A 16,845-nucleotide genomic window follows, 5' to 3' on the forward strand; every position below is an offset into this window, starting at 1 on the left:
AGTGCGTGTAACTTATTAAAAATAAGCATCAAAAAAATTATTTGATATTTTTTCAATTAAAGTGTGTTAAAAAAAAGAAAAAACCTGTTATATTGTTATAAAACCAAGAAAAGTCTAAAAAAACCATAAAGCAGGTTTAATTTTTGGAGCAGTCATAAAAAACATTTATGATTAGATTACCTTTCTTATTAATACTACTTAGTTCAATTGTTTTTGCACAAAGTCAAAGATTCTATTATGAATTGAAATTCAAACCAGATACGATTGCCGCTTACGAGCTTAAAGAATTTTTTATCACAGATATAAATCCGACATCTGTAAAATACTTTTCTTTGATTGATCATAAAAATGATAGCATCATGAAAAATGCAAGTTCAGATTCAGAATATGAGCGAACTCAACTATATCATTATGTCAAAAGGGATAGAAACAGTTTTGATAACATCAACTATCTTTTTGCCGGATCAGCTTCCATACAGATGAAGAGCCATGATGAGATGAAATGGTCTATTCTGCCGGAAACCAAAATGATAGGCCATATAAAAGTGCAGGCAGCTATGACACAATTTGGAGGAAGAAAATGGACGGCATGGTTCGCCAACAGTATTCCTATCCCGGAAGGGCCTTATAAGTTCCGTGGGCTTCCCGGAATGATTCTCGAAATATATGATAATAAACAATATTACCATTTCACCTTAGTTAAAAACAAAGTATTGGATAAAGAATATGATACTTCAGGAATTTTAGAAACTCATTTTGGAGAAAAGCCTTTATTAATAGATAAAAAGAAGTACACCCAGTTAAAACTTCAGGAATATAAGGATCCTTTCGCCGATATGAAAGGAGAAAATATGCCTATTACCATTGATGAACATGGAAATGAAATTTCCACCGACTTCAGGCAGATGACTATAGAGGCTCAACGAAATCTAAAGTCTAATAACAACCCTATTGAAAAGGAATTTATCATTCATTACAAGTAGCACTTCTTTTTTGTTAGCCATTCCAAAATTCTCTGTCTAAGCTTCGATACTGAATAGCTTCTGAAATATGAGAAGATAAAATATTTTCGGATTCTTCAAGATCAGCAATGGTTCTGGCAACCTTTAAAATTCGATCATAAGCCCGGGCAGAAAGGTTTAACTTTTCCATTGCCAATTTTATGAGATGGAAAGAAGTTTCATCCAACTCACAAAATGCTTCAAGCTCTTTAGGTCCTATTTGAGCATTACAACTGATATTAAGGTTTTTATAACGTTTATTCTGAATATCTCTTGCCTTTAAGACTCTCGCCCGTATGTCTTTACTTTTTTCACCTTTTCTTTTTTCGGAAAGCTGTTCAAATTCAACTTTCTGAACTTCAATATGGATATCAATCCGGTCTAAAAGCGGCCCCGAAAGTTTATTCATATACCGCTGCATTTCATAAACAGAAGAGGTATTGTTGGGATCGTCCGGGAAAAAACCACTTGGGCTGGGATTCATTGAAGCAACGAGCATAAAGCTCGCGGGATAATTTACGGTGAACCTTGCTCTTGAAATGGTAACTTCTCTATCCTCCAAAGGTTGCCTCATTACTTCAAGAACGGTTCTTTTAAATTCGGGCATTTCATCCAGAAATAAAACACCATTATGGGCCAGCGAAATTTCTCCAGGCTGAGGATAACTTCCTCCCCCAACTAAAGCTACATCTGAAATAGTATGATGAGGTGATCTAAAAGGACGTACAGTCATCAGGGATGCTTCTGTGCCTATCTTTCCCGCTACAGAGTGAATTTTTGTTGTTTCCAGAGCTTCTTTTAATGTCAATGGTGGTAAGATACTCGGGACCCTTTTGGCAAGCATTGTTTTACCACTCCCGGGAGGCCCGATTAAAATAATATTATGTCCACCGGCTGCTGCAACTTCCATTGCCCTTTTAGCTGTTTCCTGTCCTTTCACTTCAGAAAAATCAAATGGAAAATCATTGACTTTTTCATGGAATTCTTTTGTTGTGTCTAATATAATTTGTTCTATAGCCTTACCTTCATTAAAAAAATCGATTACTTCTTTAATATTTTCAACGCCATATACTTTAAGATCATTTACAATTGCCGCTTCTCTCGCATTTTGAATAGGAAGTATAATTCCTTTAAAACCTTCTTCCCGAGCCTGAATAGCAATTGGCAAAACTCCCTTTATAGGTTGCAGACTCCCATCTAATGAGAGTTCCCCCATAATAATATAGTCTTGAATTTCTTCGGCTAAAATCTGATCTGAGGCGGCTAAAATGCCTAAAGCAATACTTAAATCATAAGCAGAGCCTTCTTTTCTAAGATCTGCCGGAGCCATATTGATTGTGATTTTCTTTCCGGGAATTTTATATCCCACATTTTTCAATGCTGCGGAGATTCTATAGCTACTTTCTTTGATGGCATTATCAGGTAATCCAACCAAATGATACCCTACTCCTCCGGTATCTACATTGACCTCAATTGTTATTGTCTGAGCTGCCACTCCATGAATGGCGCCTCCATAAATTTTAATCAGCATGGGTGTGTTTTTTGAAGTAAATGTAACTAATATGTTATTTTAAAAAACAAACATTTAGGTTGATAATATTCTATTTAAACTAAAAAAATTTTAAAAGCCTAATCATTTCATCTTATACTTAATTTTCTTAACCCAAACTCAAGTTAAATATTTAATGAGTAGATCCCAATTAAAAAGTGAAATCCCCCTTGATTTTCTTCAAGAGGGATTTTAATGGCTTTTATATTGCAACAAAAAAAATTTCAAAAACTTTACGGAATTAAAGGTATTTTTGCAACAATACTATCTTCCAATACTTTATATCCCTTAGATTCTAATTCTTCAATATAATCATCACACCCTAACAATGTAGCATTATATTTATTATGTAGAGATTTTATAACTTCTTCATATTTATTAGTCTTTGAATATTTATAAACACTTTTATTATTAGTATTTAAAACTAAAGATAGTAAAATAGACTCTTTAGGCTTTAGAATAATTAATGTTTCACGACATAATCTATCATTTCTGGATACATAACCTTCATTAATATACATATAAGGTTTTAAAATTTTATTATTTTCCAATGTATAAGACTCTCCATAAAATCCATAAGGATCAATGATATAAGTGTTATTTGTATTATTCTTAATGGTTTCCTTTATAACAGTCTTGGTTTTTTGAGCCGAAATATAACTTTGTGGATATGTTATATCAATATCTTTTCCTTTATTTAACTTCATTTGATTAGAACAAAAAATAAATAAAAAGCAAAATGGAAATAAAATAATCTTTTTCATACCTTTTTATTGGTAACGCAATAATCTAGAAAATTAAGGAAATTATTTTTCCTACCATTTCATAATTTGAGAACCAATATTGTTTTCCCATTTGCAAAATTTGTTATTCAAAGAGTTTATACTGCTAATATATAATATAACTATATTTAATAAAAATTTTACGGAACCAAAGGTATTTTTGCAACAATGCTGTCCTCTAGTACTTTATAGCCTTTTTTTTCTAAATTATTTATATACCGATCACAACCTAAAATTGTTGCATTGTATTTATTATGAAATGATTTAATTACGTTTATATAATAATTATTTTTAGAATAATTATAAATACTTCTATTATTTCGATCCAAACTTAACGGTATGGATATTGAAGTTTTAGGCTCTATAATAACCAAATCTCTTTTACAATCATTATCATCGAATCGATTATAATATCCTCCTCTGTAATATGATGTAGGTTCTATTATTTTCCCATTTTCAAGAACATAAGATACTCCATAAAAACCATAAGGGTCAATAATATATGTATTGTTTGTATTATTGTTAATCAAATAATTAATCACTTTTCCGGTGTTCAATTTTAGCGGAACTTCTTCTAAGGTAATATTAATATCTTTTGCTTTATTCAATTTCATTTGATTAGAACAGAAAATAAATAAAAAACAAAATGGGAGTAAAATCACTTTTTTCATAATGATGATATGTTAAATAAATCCATCTCGTTTTTGTTTAAGACGAATTTTTGTTATATGCAAAAAATTCACATTTGTAGGAATAAACTAATTCTTACTATCGTTAGGTAGCTTACAACGACTATTGTTCACCCACCATTAATTAAAAAGTTTACTTTCAAATTTATCTTCAATAATCCAGATATTGTTATTATTATTAAAAAGATATATGGTATTTGAATAACCTATCTTTTGTGTAAAACTAATAATTTGCAGGAGACAAAACTTGTTATCTTTGGAGTAGATAGGTACTGAAATTTTTGTAAATTCCTTTTTGTCATTAGATACAGTATAATGTATCTTAGAAATTTTCAGTGATGTATCCTTATTCTTTTCTTTTTGTGAAAAATTATATTTTTTGAGAAATGTATTATCAAATTCTGACAATACCTCCGTTTGTGATATAGGTTTTTGATCTATGTTAATAATTGAAATCTTATTTTTATCAATAACTTTATTAATAAAATCTTCATTATTATTACAGGATAATAGTATCAATAGAATCAAAACTGAGTGTATACGCATGATTATTTAAAATTTATATTTTTTTATTCGTAACTATCAGATTAAATTGTTACTAATTCAGATCATTAAATATCAAAGAACAATTATTAATTGGATAAACTCAAGTTTCACTTATTGATGTATAATGAATCATTTAAATATATATTCTTTCTGTACAAAATATACTTTAATTTATTATAATTAATCAAAGAATCTATAGTTTTTACGTCTTCTTTTACATAATGATCAATTCTTATTTTTGTGAATTTATCGCTAAAAATTTCATTACGATTATGCGTATTATAGTTATTAAAAGCTAAGAACAGTTCTCTTTTAGAATTTTTTGGAATAAAAAATAATGAATTTGCATATTCTTCATAATTTTTTAATATTGCCATTTTAAAGGCTTCATGAGAAAATCCTTTGTATAGATTTTTTTCAGTAAATTCTTGTAGCATAAAATCCTTCCTATCATCGAAAGTTATAAAATCTGAAGTTATAATCTGTGAAGGAATTGACTGTAACATTTTTTTATCATTATCTAAATAAAAATTTGGACCAATAGGAATCAAATAATTTTTTTTATCGTTGTTCTTAATAATTATTTTGACTAGCAAACAATGACTATTAAGTTGTTGCTTTTTTTCCACATAAATTTCTACACCTTCTTTTTCTTTTTTATTACAAGACAGAACAAAAAAGAAAAAGAACATTACTAAAATGATTTTTCTCATAATTTTCTATTTTACTAATTTTTTAATCGCTTCATATACATGATTATATTGTTTTTGTGGTGCAAAATAAGTATCCCAATATGCACCCCATGAATCATGTATTATACCAGATAGACCACCAGAGCCAAATTTTTTCATAAAATCTCTTTCTATACCCCATATCGCACCATGTTCAATACTAATTTTAGGAGCATATGTCCCATCTGATAAATACAATTGCTTCAACATTTCAGGCTCAAAACTTGTTTTACCATTTCTTTCAACTTTATATAGTAAAAACCCTTTTAAAGTTGCATTCATAAAAATTGTAGAATGAGCTAATTCATGTGTCATAACATATTCTAATCTTAACCTTGAAGCAAAAGCAGTTTTTGCTAAATTAATTGACGTCGTATTATTCCAATTATTAAATCTCGTATATCCAGCTACTCTAACTTTATCAACGGTATCATAATACCAATCGCCGTCCCTAATATACCTCTTAGTTGGATTATCAGCGTAAAAGTTATGTGCTCCAGTACCATCTTCGTTCCAACCTTTATCATAGAAGGTTTTCCACATAGTACGGGGTGATTCATCTACCGGAGAAGAATTATCTGATTCTAAGATTTTAAGATCCTCTTCTGTAATATTATGATAACTATAATGAGGTGTTATTAGCATCATTATTACTTTACTAATAGGCTCCTCTATATAGTCCTGTAAAGAAATTCTGTTTGCTAAACAAAGCATCAATTCCTCCAGAAATAGCACCATTCATACTACCCACAATAACAGTTCCTTGGAAGCCACTGGCAGACATTCCTCCAGTCAATCCTCCTATAGCAGCGCCTGTGATGGCTCCTATCAGTAAGCTTCTGGCAAAACCACCCCAAGACCAAGTGTTATTAATTAAAGAATTTAAAATATACATTCCTGCGGCTACCATTGTTCCTACCACAGCGCCTGCGATCTATGTGGATACCAGCACCCCAAATAAAGGAACTAAGCACTCTCCACTCGGGTCATTAAACATCAGGGGATTATTCATCACATACCCATATTTATTATAGTTTTGGGTGTTTGTAGGATCCTGTATGTTTTCATCTGCATTTAGGAATCTTCTGAGTAACGGATCATATAATCTTCCATTCATGTGGATGATTCCCACTTCTGCAAAATGCTCATGGCTGGTGTATCCTCTATCTATTAATAACGAAGTAGTATTAATAATATTCTTATCCGTAATAATAGCTCCGTTTCCAATTTGAAGGTGAGTAAAATTACACCAGGCATCAAAATGCCTTTGTTCAAGTTTATTTCCTGCTTCATCACTGATCGCCAGGATACTTCCTATATAATCTTTATGCAAAAATTTATAAGATCCACTGTTCTCTGCAAAGTTTTTTACATATACAATATTAGATTCATAAGGACTTCCTCCGATATATAAAATATGTTTCTCCTGACCTGAGGTATTATCTTTGATCACTTCAAAACTTCCATCTTCACTATAGAATTTAGTGAATTTACCATTTTTCTAATATCCCAAAACATTACTGTTTTATTTCTGTATAAATTCATCCGGAAATTTTAACTTATACACTGGTAAAATAAATTCATATAATTTAGCTTCTATTTTATCATATTTTTGCTTATCCTCCCAATTAGTATTACATGGCAAATCCTTCGTATTTTCACTTTTATTAAAACTGATTGTTGAACTTGATATAAGTTTATTATCATCAGTAAATATACAATTACGCAAATTTTTAGGCTGCAGTTTCAAATACAAATCATAAATTTCTTTAATGTTCTTTTGTGTTAAATTTACTACAACTGTTTTTATCTTATAATTTCCATCAGGATATAATTGTTTTATTTGATAAATTGCTGTTTTACTATCATAAGATTTAATTTCATCAATTATATCATTATAATATAAAATATCCTTATACATTAGGTGAAGTTCATCTTTTTTTGAGCCATACAACTTTGATGAATAAGGATGTAAGTAATCAATAATAATATTCTTAGTTTTGTCTTTTTATTTTCCATAAAACATAAATCTGTTAAATACTATACTTCGGGAAATTGAGTCTAAATTATTATACAGTCTATTAATAACGGATGGTCTCCAATAAAAACTGCTATATAGTCTTTCTGTTCTAGATATAAGATTCTTGTCTGCATATACGTGCTGTAATTTAGCCATTGCTAGATGCTCGCTACTATCTGTTTTTAGCTGCACATCAAATAATCCTAATTTTTGAGAATATGCATGTCCTGTTTCGTGTACCATTGTTGCTGCTAATAATTTTTTATTCTGTGCAGTTATTGGGGCATAAACTATATCTGACCTTCCAGTCCAGAAATCCATAGGTTTTGTATAAGCATATACCTGGCTTCCATTTCCAAGATAAATATACCCATCATGACCTCCATATCCTACAGTGTCCGTACCTACACCAAAATTCTTAATTTCTGATTTTGTAAAATTATCACTCCTCATGTTTGTAACATCGTTTTGCATTGTTTCATGGCTTACATTTATATCATTTGTTGGTTCCTGTACCCTCGTAATATTAAGAGATAATAATCTGAACGGAAAGTGTTGAATTGCTAAGCAAGGTTAAACAAAATAACACCCCAAGCCGAACAAGAAGTAATTTTTTTTTCATAATTGTTTGATATTTTTTGAGGAAATAAATATAAAAAAAACAATACAACATCAATTAACTTACTATTAATTAAATATTTAGTTCTAAAATATTTATTTTTCACTCCAATAAAAAAGCTCCCCAACAACTGTCGGGAAGCTTATTTTTAATTTTGCGATTATTATCTGCTTATTTCAAATAATATATCATACACTTATTTATTAGCATCATTCTGCGAAATATTAAGAATAAACTATCCTCAATTATAACTCCTCGTTCTCCTAAGTTTCCTTACTTTGTGCAACAGGGATAATTAATAGTGATATACGTTTATAAATCTATTTTTTAAATATTAAAAAACACTAAGGTTTTATGATCAGACTATCTTTAACCTCAAAGTCTTCCAAATATAATTTATAACTATGTTCATTAAATTCTAAATATTGATTTATTACACCTACAAAAGGTTTCTGATTTAGTAAATCTCTCATTTTAGGAATATATTGTTTATATAAATTTCTATGTCCAAAGTTGGTATTTTTATTCATTAGAATATTATATAAGATTTCCTTCTTTTCATTACTCTTTAAATCAACTGTTGTAAATTCATACTTTGAATCATTCTTATGAAAATAACTGAAATAGCTTTTTTTCAGAATCATAGCAGATTTTGGAGGATGATAATTTCCAATATTACAATGAATTACCTTCTCAACATTTTCCAAAATATTACTTGAAGCTTCTTCATCAGTCTTATTATATAAAACAAAGGCTAATTGATTAGGTATTAAAATAGTTAAATTTTCATTTGTTTTATTTAAAAATATTAGATAATATTCTTTTTTATTCAAATCGTATTTATATTCTAATGTGACGGTATCTTTTCTTATATCCTGCTTTTTTGAACAGGAGAATAAAAAAATCAATAGGAATATCAATATATATCTTTTCATTTGGATTTATTAAAAAAGTTATTCATAATTTTAAGCATCAAGTCTTTTTGAAAAATATGCCCGGGAGCTGTTGGCACTAATCTGTCCAAATCGATTAGGGGTAATTTATTAATTGGAAGATTTTGCCATCCTTTATACTTTAAAAACTTATCTTCCCATACTGAGATTACCCCATGATGGTTTGTCAATTCATCCGGATAAGATTTATACCCCCAAATTTGAACCATCATATCAAATGAATCAATCCCTTTTGAAAAAAATGTTCCATGCAATAGCTCATGTCCTGTAGTTTTTACTAATTGTTGATAAGATCTTGATACGTTTGGAGCAAAAACATATCGCATATATTTATTTTTATAAAATGGGGTCGTAGTTGCCAAAACTTCTTGCTGATCACTATTTTTTAAAATTTTCCCATCAAAAGTATATTTCTGATCTTTCAAATATTGAGGGAGATCATCCGCATCATGTAATGCGAGGACACTTGCATTAGTAGGCAATGCTCCTTTATATTCTTTATTTATAACTTTTAAAACCTGATCAGAACTATGCTCAACAGGAGTCCCATAAATTCTTTCAGATTCGGTATCTAATACGTCTACTGTCTGACCTTGATAGTTATTAGGAGCAGAAAAGAATTTAGCCCCATAATAAGATATTCCTGCCACAGCACCACCAATCACAGCACCTTTCAAAACTCCCTCAAGGAAGTTTTGTCCAGAAAGCAAAGCTGTAACGCCACCTGTTCCTGCTCCTGTGAAAGCACTACTTCCTACGGATCCCCAGAAGCCACTGGCACTGAAGACCTGTCCCAACCCAGCGGAAACACCTCCTGTGACCGCCCCCATTAAAAGGGCATTGGCAAAACCATTCCATGACCAGCTGTTCATTACTAATGCCTGTAGCGCATACATGCCCGCACTGATAAGAGTTCCCACTACTACTCCCCAAATCACAGGTGCGAAATAAGTTAAAAATAATCCGGCTTCCCAAAACTCCCCACTCGGGTCATTATATATCAGTGGATTATTCATTACATACCCATATTTATTATAATTCTGAGTATTGGTAGGATCCTGAATATTTTCATCCGCATTTAAAAATCTTCTCAATAATGGGTCATATAATCTTCCATTCATGTGGATAATGCCTACTTCCATGAAGTGTTCATGAGAAGTGTAGCCTCTATCAATGAGTAATGAGGAATTAGCAATGAGTAATTTATCAGTAATAATAGCTCCATTACCTATTTGAAGATGGGTGAAGTTCCCCCAGGCATCAAAATGTCTTTGTTCCAGTTTATTTCTGCTTCATCACTGATCGCTAAAATACTTCCGATATAATCTTTATGTAAAAATTTGTATAAACCATTTCTGAAACATGATGCAATTCTATTAAGGCAAAATAATTTTATCAGGGTAAAATTTGATGCTACCAGTAAAATATGTATAGCCTTCACATGTTTTATTCTTCAGTTTTATAAAATTCTCCTTGCGCTTGTCATTTACTGAAATATTTAAATTATGTAATAGAGTCTTAAAATCGTCATCTTTTAATAGAATTTTTCGTCCAGTTTTGTATCCAACTAATTTATAATAATACTTTTTAGTACTATTTTTATCAATAAATTTCGGACAATTATTCTTTAAGGTTTGATTTTCTATTCCTTCACATTTTAAAGCATTATACTTTTTAATGTCACTACTATCTTTTTTCATACTTAGCAATGTAAGTGGTCCAAAATATTCAGGTCCCATTTTATTAAATTCATCTTCATAAAAAAAGCTTTCCAATGTAGGAATTTCTATTAAAAAATTTTTTTCTGTTGTATTTTCGACTTTTAAAACTAAAATAGAATCTTTTTTATTTATCGAAGCATAAATTTTCAAGTCTTCTTTTTCACACGATGAAATTATAAAAGCGAAAATAGAGAGTAAGAATAATATTATAATTTTTTTCATGAGTTAAAATTTAAAAGGTTTAATCAAAGGAATAAGCAGCTTATCTAATAAAGGATTTGATTCCGGAATCTCCCAAGATTTTATAATTTGCATCCAGTCTGTTTTTTGTAACCATGCGTTTGCATCAAAAAGTTTTAAAGACATTTTTCTTATTGATATATGCCCTAAATCATCAAAAAATTTTGCAAATCTTCCTTTTCCCTCAAAAAAAGAACCTGCTAAAACAGATAGATTAGAGTTTCCCAAAATAACATGTCCAGTTTCATGTGTAACAATTTCTGTTAATAAATTTTTAGACGCAAATGCTGGTTTCGAGAGATAAATATCTTTACCAACAGTTACCCCCAGTACATCTGAAGTCCCTGGTTGGCTTCCGAGTCCAATTTTGTTCCAAAAACTCAATCTATAAAAATTTCCATCTTTTGCTACGCCGTAACCATTTGGATTTTTTAAGTAATAATTTTCCACACCATACTTTCTTAAACTACCATATCCCTCTTCAAACTTTTTCATTGTCCCATAAGAATATTTTTGTACATCTTCAGGACTTGATACTGTGGGGCTTAAAATATCTTCTCTTTTTATTTCACTTACAATTCGATTTCCATTATGGTTATTAAATAATTGGTTAATCCCTTGTCCTAATGCCGCCACAGCACCCCCAATCACAGCACCTTTCAAAACTCCTTCAAGAAAATTCTGTCCAGTAATAAGAGCTGTTACACCACCTGTTCCAGCTCCCGCTAAAGCACCATTTCCGACTGTTCCCCAGAAACCACTAGCACTGAAGACCTGTCCCAAACCAGCGGAAACACCTCCTGTGACCGCACCCATTAAAAGGGCATTGGCAAAACCATTCCATGACCAGCTGTTCATTACCAATGCCTGTATCGCATACATCCCCACACTTATCAGAGTTCCTACTACGGCTCCCCAGATAACTGGGGCAATATATGTTAAGAAAAATCCTGCTGCCCAAATAAACTCTCCGCTAGTGTCATTTCAATTTCAGTACTTTACTTTATAGACTAAACTAACACATCTGAAACACGCTCCTAGTCATGCTTAATTTCTATAAATCCATTCTGATAATATTTTATTTCTTCTGTTTTATTATCTGCTAAATACCACTGAAAATTTTTCCAAACAAATTTTTTAATATTTTTTATTTCGTATAAATATTCGTTTTTCTTACTTGTATAACTTTGTTGTATTAAAAATTCTTTCATATAAAAATCAATCCTCCGCTTTTTTTTACTAATAAAAATACAGTAAATATCCATTTTATTCATGTCTGTCTCTCTCATAAATTTTATATTATCTATTGTATTACGAGGAATTTCAATACTCATTTTTGGATATTTTTTTAAGAAAATCTCTTTTATTTTTGTGACATCATATTCATACAAACCAATAATTGTATCTGACGGAATGGGTTCTGTATCATTTATTCTAGAGTTAATTATTCGAATAGGTTTACCATTATATTTTTTTGAGCTAAAATCCAAAATACTATTTTCTATCAATGTATCTATGTAATAATATCTATATAGTATAAATACCGAAGATAATACTACAATACTTACAAGCAAAAAAATAATTTTAATATACTTTTTCATACTTATTTCATTTTACGATTAAATACAGGCAATAAAAATCTCTTGAGGAAATTAAAGCCTTGAGTATTATCTCCTGTAATATTATTATTTACCGCATTCATTATAAAGCTTTTATCAGTACCAATTCCTGGGTTGTAATTGAATCCATTTATTTTTGAAAGATAATTTTCCATATCAAAAATAGCAGCATGGCCTAAATCATTTATTGTGGTTCCGTACCCTCTATTAAACAATTTCATTTTGTCATACTGCTGTACAAAGAAATTCCCGGCATTCATAATATAAGCATGCCCCGTTTCATGAACCATTGTAGTAAAAAGTAATTCTTTTGAAGCAAAAGCTGCTTTGGCGTAATGAATATTAGAGGTTCCGGAAAAAAAAGCAGGTCTAGTAGTATAAGCATAAGCATTTCCATTACCTGTGTTAAAAAAACCATTTGATGTTTGCGAATACTTTTCAGATCCGATTAAATCTTTCCCTACTTTAAATTCTCTAATTTCTGTAGATGTAAAGTTATCATTTCGCATTTTTTTTAGTGTTTCGCTTGAGTATTCTAATGAATTATCACTTTGTGTGAGATCCTCACCACTATAATATTTGAATTGATCCTTCATTCCTGCATATTTTACAAAGTAGTTCATTGTATAATTTACCGCTGCTACACCTCCACCAATCACAGCACCTTTCAGCACTCCTTCAAGGAAGTTTTGTCCAGTAATAAGTGCTGTTACTCCTCCACTTCCAGCACCCGCCAAAGCACCGTTACCAACAGTTCCCCAAAAGCCACTAGCACTGAAGACCTGTCCCAAACCAGCGGAAACACCTCCTGTGACCGCACCCATTAAAAGGGCATTGGCAAAACCATTCCATGACCAACTGTTCATTACCAATGCCTGTATCGCATACATCCCCACACTTATCAGAGTTCCTACTACTGCACCCCAAATCACAGGTGCTAAATAAGTTAAAAAGAATCCGGCAACCCAAAACTCTCCGCTCGGGTCATTGTACATTATGCCATTTAAGAATAGACTTACTTTTTTTGCCTATAAATGTATATTTACTGGTTCCGGTTCTTTTATATTGTTTACAATAATTTTGCCTATTATTTCCTCAATACTTATTATTTTTTTGTAGGATTTGTTATTGAAATTATTTCTATAATTTAAATTGTCAAATATGAAATATTGATTCCTTCCTGATGCATATTTTATATTTATTTTAGACAGACATCCTTCCGTTTTACAAGTTTTAATGAATTCCAAAGAATCATTTAATTTGTATATATCATTGTCAATAATCTTGCTCTTGATTAAATCTAAATCATGATTGTTCAAGTTTAAATTATGTTGACCAGGGTTCTTAAATCTTTTATCAAGAATGTAGAAATTTCCAGTTATATCATAAGTAATATTATCACTTATATATATTATTTTCGTAATATCACCAATATTAACATCATTCTTTTTCTTTTGACAATTAATCAGAAAAAAAAGATATAAAAATATAATGTATTTCATATTTTATTTTTTAAAATTTACAATATTTTTAATAGCATCTGTCCAATTAAAAACCCCAGGGAATCTGCCACCATAATTATAAAATTGGTTTAAAAAACTACTGAAATCCTGTCCTCGTGATTTCAATAAATTAATTGTAAAATGGTAGGCGGAAGATTCTGTATAGTTAGAATATCTGCTTCCATAACTTGACATAAGACCAATATACCGATGATAAGCATGGATATACTCATGACCGAAAACGGCCTGTTTAACTACGTCGCTTTGAATCCCTAAATTAGGGGCAATTAATACTCTGGATTTTACCCCTTGAGTTAAAAACTCCCACCAGTTTTTATTTCTGTTTGTGGTATATCCTAATACATATCCGGAGTCTCTTGGATCATTAGTAATAATTTGCTTCCAAGGTTGGGAAATAGTTGATCCCTTGGGGAGATTTTCATTGGTTGCAAGCTTATATTCAGTATTTACATTATCTACTGAGGCTTGATAATCACCAGTTGTCCTATTAAAATCATTTTGTACTTGCTTATCTGTAGTATAATAATCGCCTGAACCCTGATCTGACAAATCATATCCTGCATTTTTTAATTCAGTAGATGTTATTGCATCTGGTGTTTTAGATCTATAATATGCAATCGTTTTTGAAGCGACCCAACTAATTCCTGCCACAGCCCCTCCAATGACATGAATTCAGTAGCATAGAATCCTTCATTTGCTTTTCCTTATATTTGAAAGTCTTATTAAGGGATGATTTTTATGCTATTGTATCAATATTAAAGCATCTTTTGGATAATCAACATTTTGTTTATAAAATAAATATTCTTCATCCAAAGAATTGATATCAACAAAATCATTAACCAAAATATCGTCTCTAAATCCTGTATCAAAAATAATTTTATATGTTCCTTTATCTGTTTTTGTACAGTTGATAAAATATTCTTCTTTATAAGCTTGATTTTTCTCCACTATTGCCAAATAATCTTTCATCTCATATCCATAGTCAAAGTAATGATTATTGTTTTGTCTTATTTTACGCCTTTGCCACAAATCGATTAACTTTTTCTGAATATTGTCATACCGTTTTATATTAACAGTGCTTTTTTTAATAGTATCAAAGTCTATCGTTTCAAACTTCGTTTTATTATTTTCTTCATTCTGAAGATTAGCTGTTCTTTGCTTCAGAAATAAAATTTCAGGTTTAAGTATTAGAATGTTTTGTCCTGTTTTATTTGTTATACTTAAAGTAAGAATGTTCTTTGTACTATCTAATTTGATATCATAGTAAACTTTATCGTTATTGTGATAATTGTTATGCGTTAATTTTACATTACAGTTTTCATTTTTTTTTACACAAGATACTAGTGTAATAAGAGTAAATAAGATGTATGTGATTTTTGTCATAATTATGGTACATATTTTCTATTAAAAATCTCTTTTATAAAACTTCGAAGAAGACCATATCCTTGACTTTGATTTCCAGTGATAGCATTACTAACAGCCTTATCAATTACAGATTGAGGAACACCTCCATAGCTTGAAATTGAAAAATTATTAATAGTACCAGACAAGTGTTCCATACTATAAATAGCTGCATGGCCTAAGTCATCAATATTAGAAGTTAAATTTTCACTTTTATAAGGTGAAAATAATTTTGTTTTATCATACTGTTTAATGAAAAAATTACCTGCATTCATTATATAAGCATGTCCTGTTTCGTGAAGCATTGTTGTAAAAAGTAGCTCCTCAGATGCAAATGCAGCCCTAGAATAGTGAATAAAAGATTTTCCGGTTAAAAAATTAGGAGGTGTTGTATAAGCATAAGCTTTACCATTAGTTGTTTTAAAAAAACCATCTGATGTCATTGAATATTTTTGAGATCCAATTAAATCTTTATCTACTCTAAATCTTCGTATTTCTTCTGGTGTAAAGTTATCATTTCGCATTTTTTTGAGCGTTTCGTTTGAGTATTCTAATGAATTATCACTTTGTGTGAGATCCTCACCACTATAATATTTGAATTGATCCTTCATTCCTGCATATTTTACAAAGTAGTTCACTGTATAATTTACCGCTGCTACACCTCCACCAATCACAGCACCTTTCAAAACTCCTTCAAGGAAATTCTGTCCAGTAATCAGAGCAGTAGTTCCTCCACTTCCAGCACCTGCCAAAGCGCCGTTACCAACTGTTCCCCAGAAACCACTGGCACTGAAGACCTGTCCCAGACCAGCGGAAACACCTCCTGTGACCGCACCCATTAATAAGGCATTAGCAAAGCCATTCCATGACCAGCTGTTCATTACCAATGCCTGTATCGCATACATGCCCACGCTGATCAGAGTTCCTACTACGGCTCCCCAGATAACTGGGGCAATATATGTTAAGAAAAATCCTGCTGCCCAAATAAACTCTCCGCTCGGATCATTATACATGAGAGGGTTATTCATTACATACCCATATTTGTTGTAATTTTGAGTATTGGTAGGATCCTGAATATTCTCATCTGCATTTAAAAATCTTCTCAATAATGGGTCGTACAATCTTCCATTCATATGGATAATACCTACTTCCATGAAGTGTTCATGAGAAGTGTAACCTCTATCAATGAGTAATGAGGAATTAGCAATGAGTAATTTATCAGTAATAATAGCTCCATTACCTATCTGAAGATGGGTGAAGTTCCCCCAGGCATCAAAATGTCTTTGTTCAAGTTTATTTCCTGCTTCATCACTGATTGCCAGAATGCTTCCGATATAATCTTTATGCAAAAATTTATAAGAACCACTGCTCTCTGTAAAGTTTTTTAAATATACAATATTAGATTCATAAGGACTTCCTCCAATATATAAAATATGTTTCTCCTGACCTGA

20 protein-coding genes are annotated in these 16,845 nt (G+C 30.8%); 1 reads left to right on the forward strand and 19 read right to left on the reverse strand.

What is annotated here, in order from left to right:
• The first annotated feature begins 167 nt into the window (after nt 1-167).
• Nucleotides 168-983, forward strand: a complete 816-nt coding sequence (locus CW752_RS05045; protein WP_101238668.1) for a GLPGLI family protein — start codon at nt 168-170, stop codon at nt 981-983.
• A gap of 13 nt (nt 984-996) precedes the next feature.
• Here CW752_RS05045 and CW752_RS05050 read toward each other — a convergent pair whose 3' ends face one another.
• From CW752_RS05050 to CW752_RS05145, 19 genes are all read right to left on the reverse strand, one after another.
• Nucleotides 997-2,532: a YifB family Mg chelatase-like AAA ATPase gene (locus CW752_RS05050; RefSeq protein WP_101238669.1), complete on the reverse strand. Its 1,536-nt coding sequence runs from the start codon at nt 2,530-2,532 to the stop codon at nt 997-999.
• A 251-nt stretch (nt 2,533-2,783) separates the two neighbouring features.
• On the reverse strand, nt 2,784-3,314 hold the full coding sequence (locus tag CW752_RS05055; protein WP_133121653.1) for a hypothetical protein: 531 nt from the start codon (nt 3,312-3,314) through the stop codon (nt 2,784-2,786).
• Nucleotides 3,315-3,472: 158 nt separating this feature from the next.
• The gene (locus CW752_RS05060; protein WP_133121654.1) at nt 3,473-4,003 is read right to left on the reverse strand and encodes a hypothetical protein; all 531 of its coding nucleotides are present in this window, start codon (nt 4,001-4,003) and stop codon (nt 3,473-3,475) included.
• Between the two features lie 671 nt (nt 4,004-4,674).
• On the reverse strand, nt 4,675-5,280 hold the full coding sequence (locus tag CW752_RS05070) for a hypothetical protein (protein ID WP_101238673.1): 606 nt from the start codon (nt 5,278-5,280) through the stop codon (nt 4,675-4,677).
• Between the two features lie 6 nt (nt 5,281-5,286).
• The gene (locus CW752_RS05075) at nt 5,287-5,946 is read right to left on the reverse strand and encodes a hypothetical protein (RefSeq protein WP_101238674.1); all 660 of its coding nucleotides are present in this window, start codon (nt 5,944-5,946) and stop codon (nt 5,287-5,289) included.
• A gap of 10 nt (nt 5,947-5,956) precedes the next feature.
• A complete protein-coding gene (locus CW752_RS05080) occupies nt 5,957-6,220 on the reverse strand; it encodes a hypothetical protein (protein WP_101238675.1) in 264 nt (87 codons plus the stop codon).
• A gap of 12 nt (nt 6,221-6,232) precedes the next feature.
• On the reverse strand, nt 6,233-6,751 hold the full coding sequence (locus CW752_RS05085) for an RHS repeat domain-containing protein (protein WP_228401629.1): 519 nt from the start codon (nt 6,749-6,751) through the stop codon (nt 6,233-6,235).
• A 72-nt stretch (nt 6,752-6,823) separates the two neighbouring features.
• Nucleotides 6,824-7,219, reverse strand: a complete 396-nt coding sequence (locus tag CW752_RS05090; protein WP_101238676.1) for a hypothetical protein — start codon at nt 7,217-7,219, stop codon at nt 6,824-6,826.
• A gap of 87 nt (nt 7,220-7,306) precedes the next feature.
• Nucleotides 7,307-7,771 (reverse strand): hypothetical protein, encoded by a 465-nt coding sequence (locus CW752_RS05095; RefSeq protein WP_101238677.1) that lies wholly within the window; start codon nt 7,769-7,771, stop codon nt 7,307-7,309.
• A 510-nt stretch (nt 7,772-8,281) separates the two neighbouring features.
• Nucleotides 8,282-8,872, reverse strand: a complete 591-nt coding sequence (locus CW752_RS05100) for a hypothetical protein (RefSeq protein ID WP_101238678.1) — start codon at nt 8,870-8,872, stop codon at nt 8,282-8,284.
• Entirely contained in the window at nt 8,869-10,032 is a 1,164-nt protein-coding gene (locus tag CW752_RS17010; RefSeq protein ID WP_262496348.1) for an RHS repeat-associated core domain-containing protein, read from the reverse strand. Before CW752_RS17010 ends, CW752_RS05100 begins: the two co-directional genes overlap by 4 nt.
• 234 nt (nt 10,033-10,266) lie before the next feature.
• A complete protein-coding gene (locus CW752_RS05110) occupies nt 10,267-10,833 on the reverse strand; it encodes a hypothetical protein (RefSeq protein WP_101238679.1) in 567 nt (188 codons plus the stop codon).
• 3 nt (nt 10,834-10,836) lie between these two features.
• Nucleotides 10,837-11,667, reverse strand: a complete 831-nt coding sequence (locus CW752_RS05115; protein ID WP_133121655.1) for a hypothetical protein — start codon at nt 11,665-11,667, stop codon at nt 10,837-10,839.
• A gap of 221 nt (nt 11,668-11,888) precedes the next feature.
• Nucleotides 11,889-12,452: a hypothetical protein gene (locus CW752_RS05120; RefSeq protein WP_101238681.1), complete on the reverse strand. Its 564-nt coding sequence runs from the start codon at nt 12,450-12,452 to the stop codon at nt 11,889-11,891.
• 2 nt (nt 12,453-12,454) lie between these two features.
• The gene (locus CW752_RS05125; protein ID WP_101238682.1) at nt 12,455-13,465 is read right to left on the reverse strand and encodes a hypothetical protein; all 1,011 of its coding nucleotides are present in this window, start codon (nt 13,463-13,465) and stop codon (nt 12,455-12,457) included.
• Between the two features lie 33 nt (nt 13,466-13,498).
• Nucleotides 13,499-13,972: a hypothetical protein gene (locus tag CW752_RS05130; protein WP_101238683.1), complete on the reverse strand. Its 474-nt coding sequence runs from the start codon at nt 13,970-13,972 to the stop codon at nt 13,499-13,501.
• Nucleotides 13,973-13,975: 3 nt separating this feature from the next.
• On the reverse strand, nt 13,976-14,644 hold the full coding sequence (locus CW752_RS05135; RefSeq protein ID WP_101238684.1) for a hypothetical protein: 669 nt from the start codon (nt 14,642-14,644) through the stop codon (nt 13,976-13,978).
• Between the two features lie 90 nt (nt 14,645-14,734).
• Complete coding sequence (locus CW752_RS05140; protein ID WP_101238685.1) at nt 14,735-15,376, reverse strand: hypothetical protein; 642 nt, start codon at nt 15,374-15,376, stop codon at nt 14,735-14,737.
• 2 nt (nt 15,377-15,378) lie between these two features.
• The coding region (locus CW752_RS05145; protein WP_317044719.1) for an RHS repeat domain-containing protein at nt 15,379-16,845 on the reverse strand (1,467 nt) is incomplete at its 5' end.

The organism is Chryseobacterium sp. PMSZPI (assembly GCF_002835665.1).
In the GTDB taxonomy this organism is placed as follows: domain Bacteria; phylum Bacteroidota; class Bacteroidia; order Flavobacteriales; family Weeksellaceae; genus Chryseobacterium.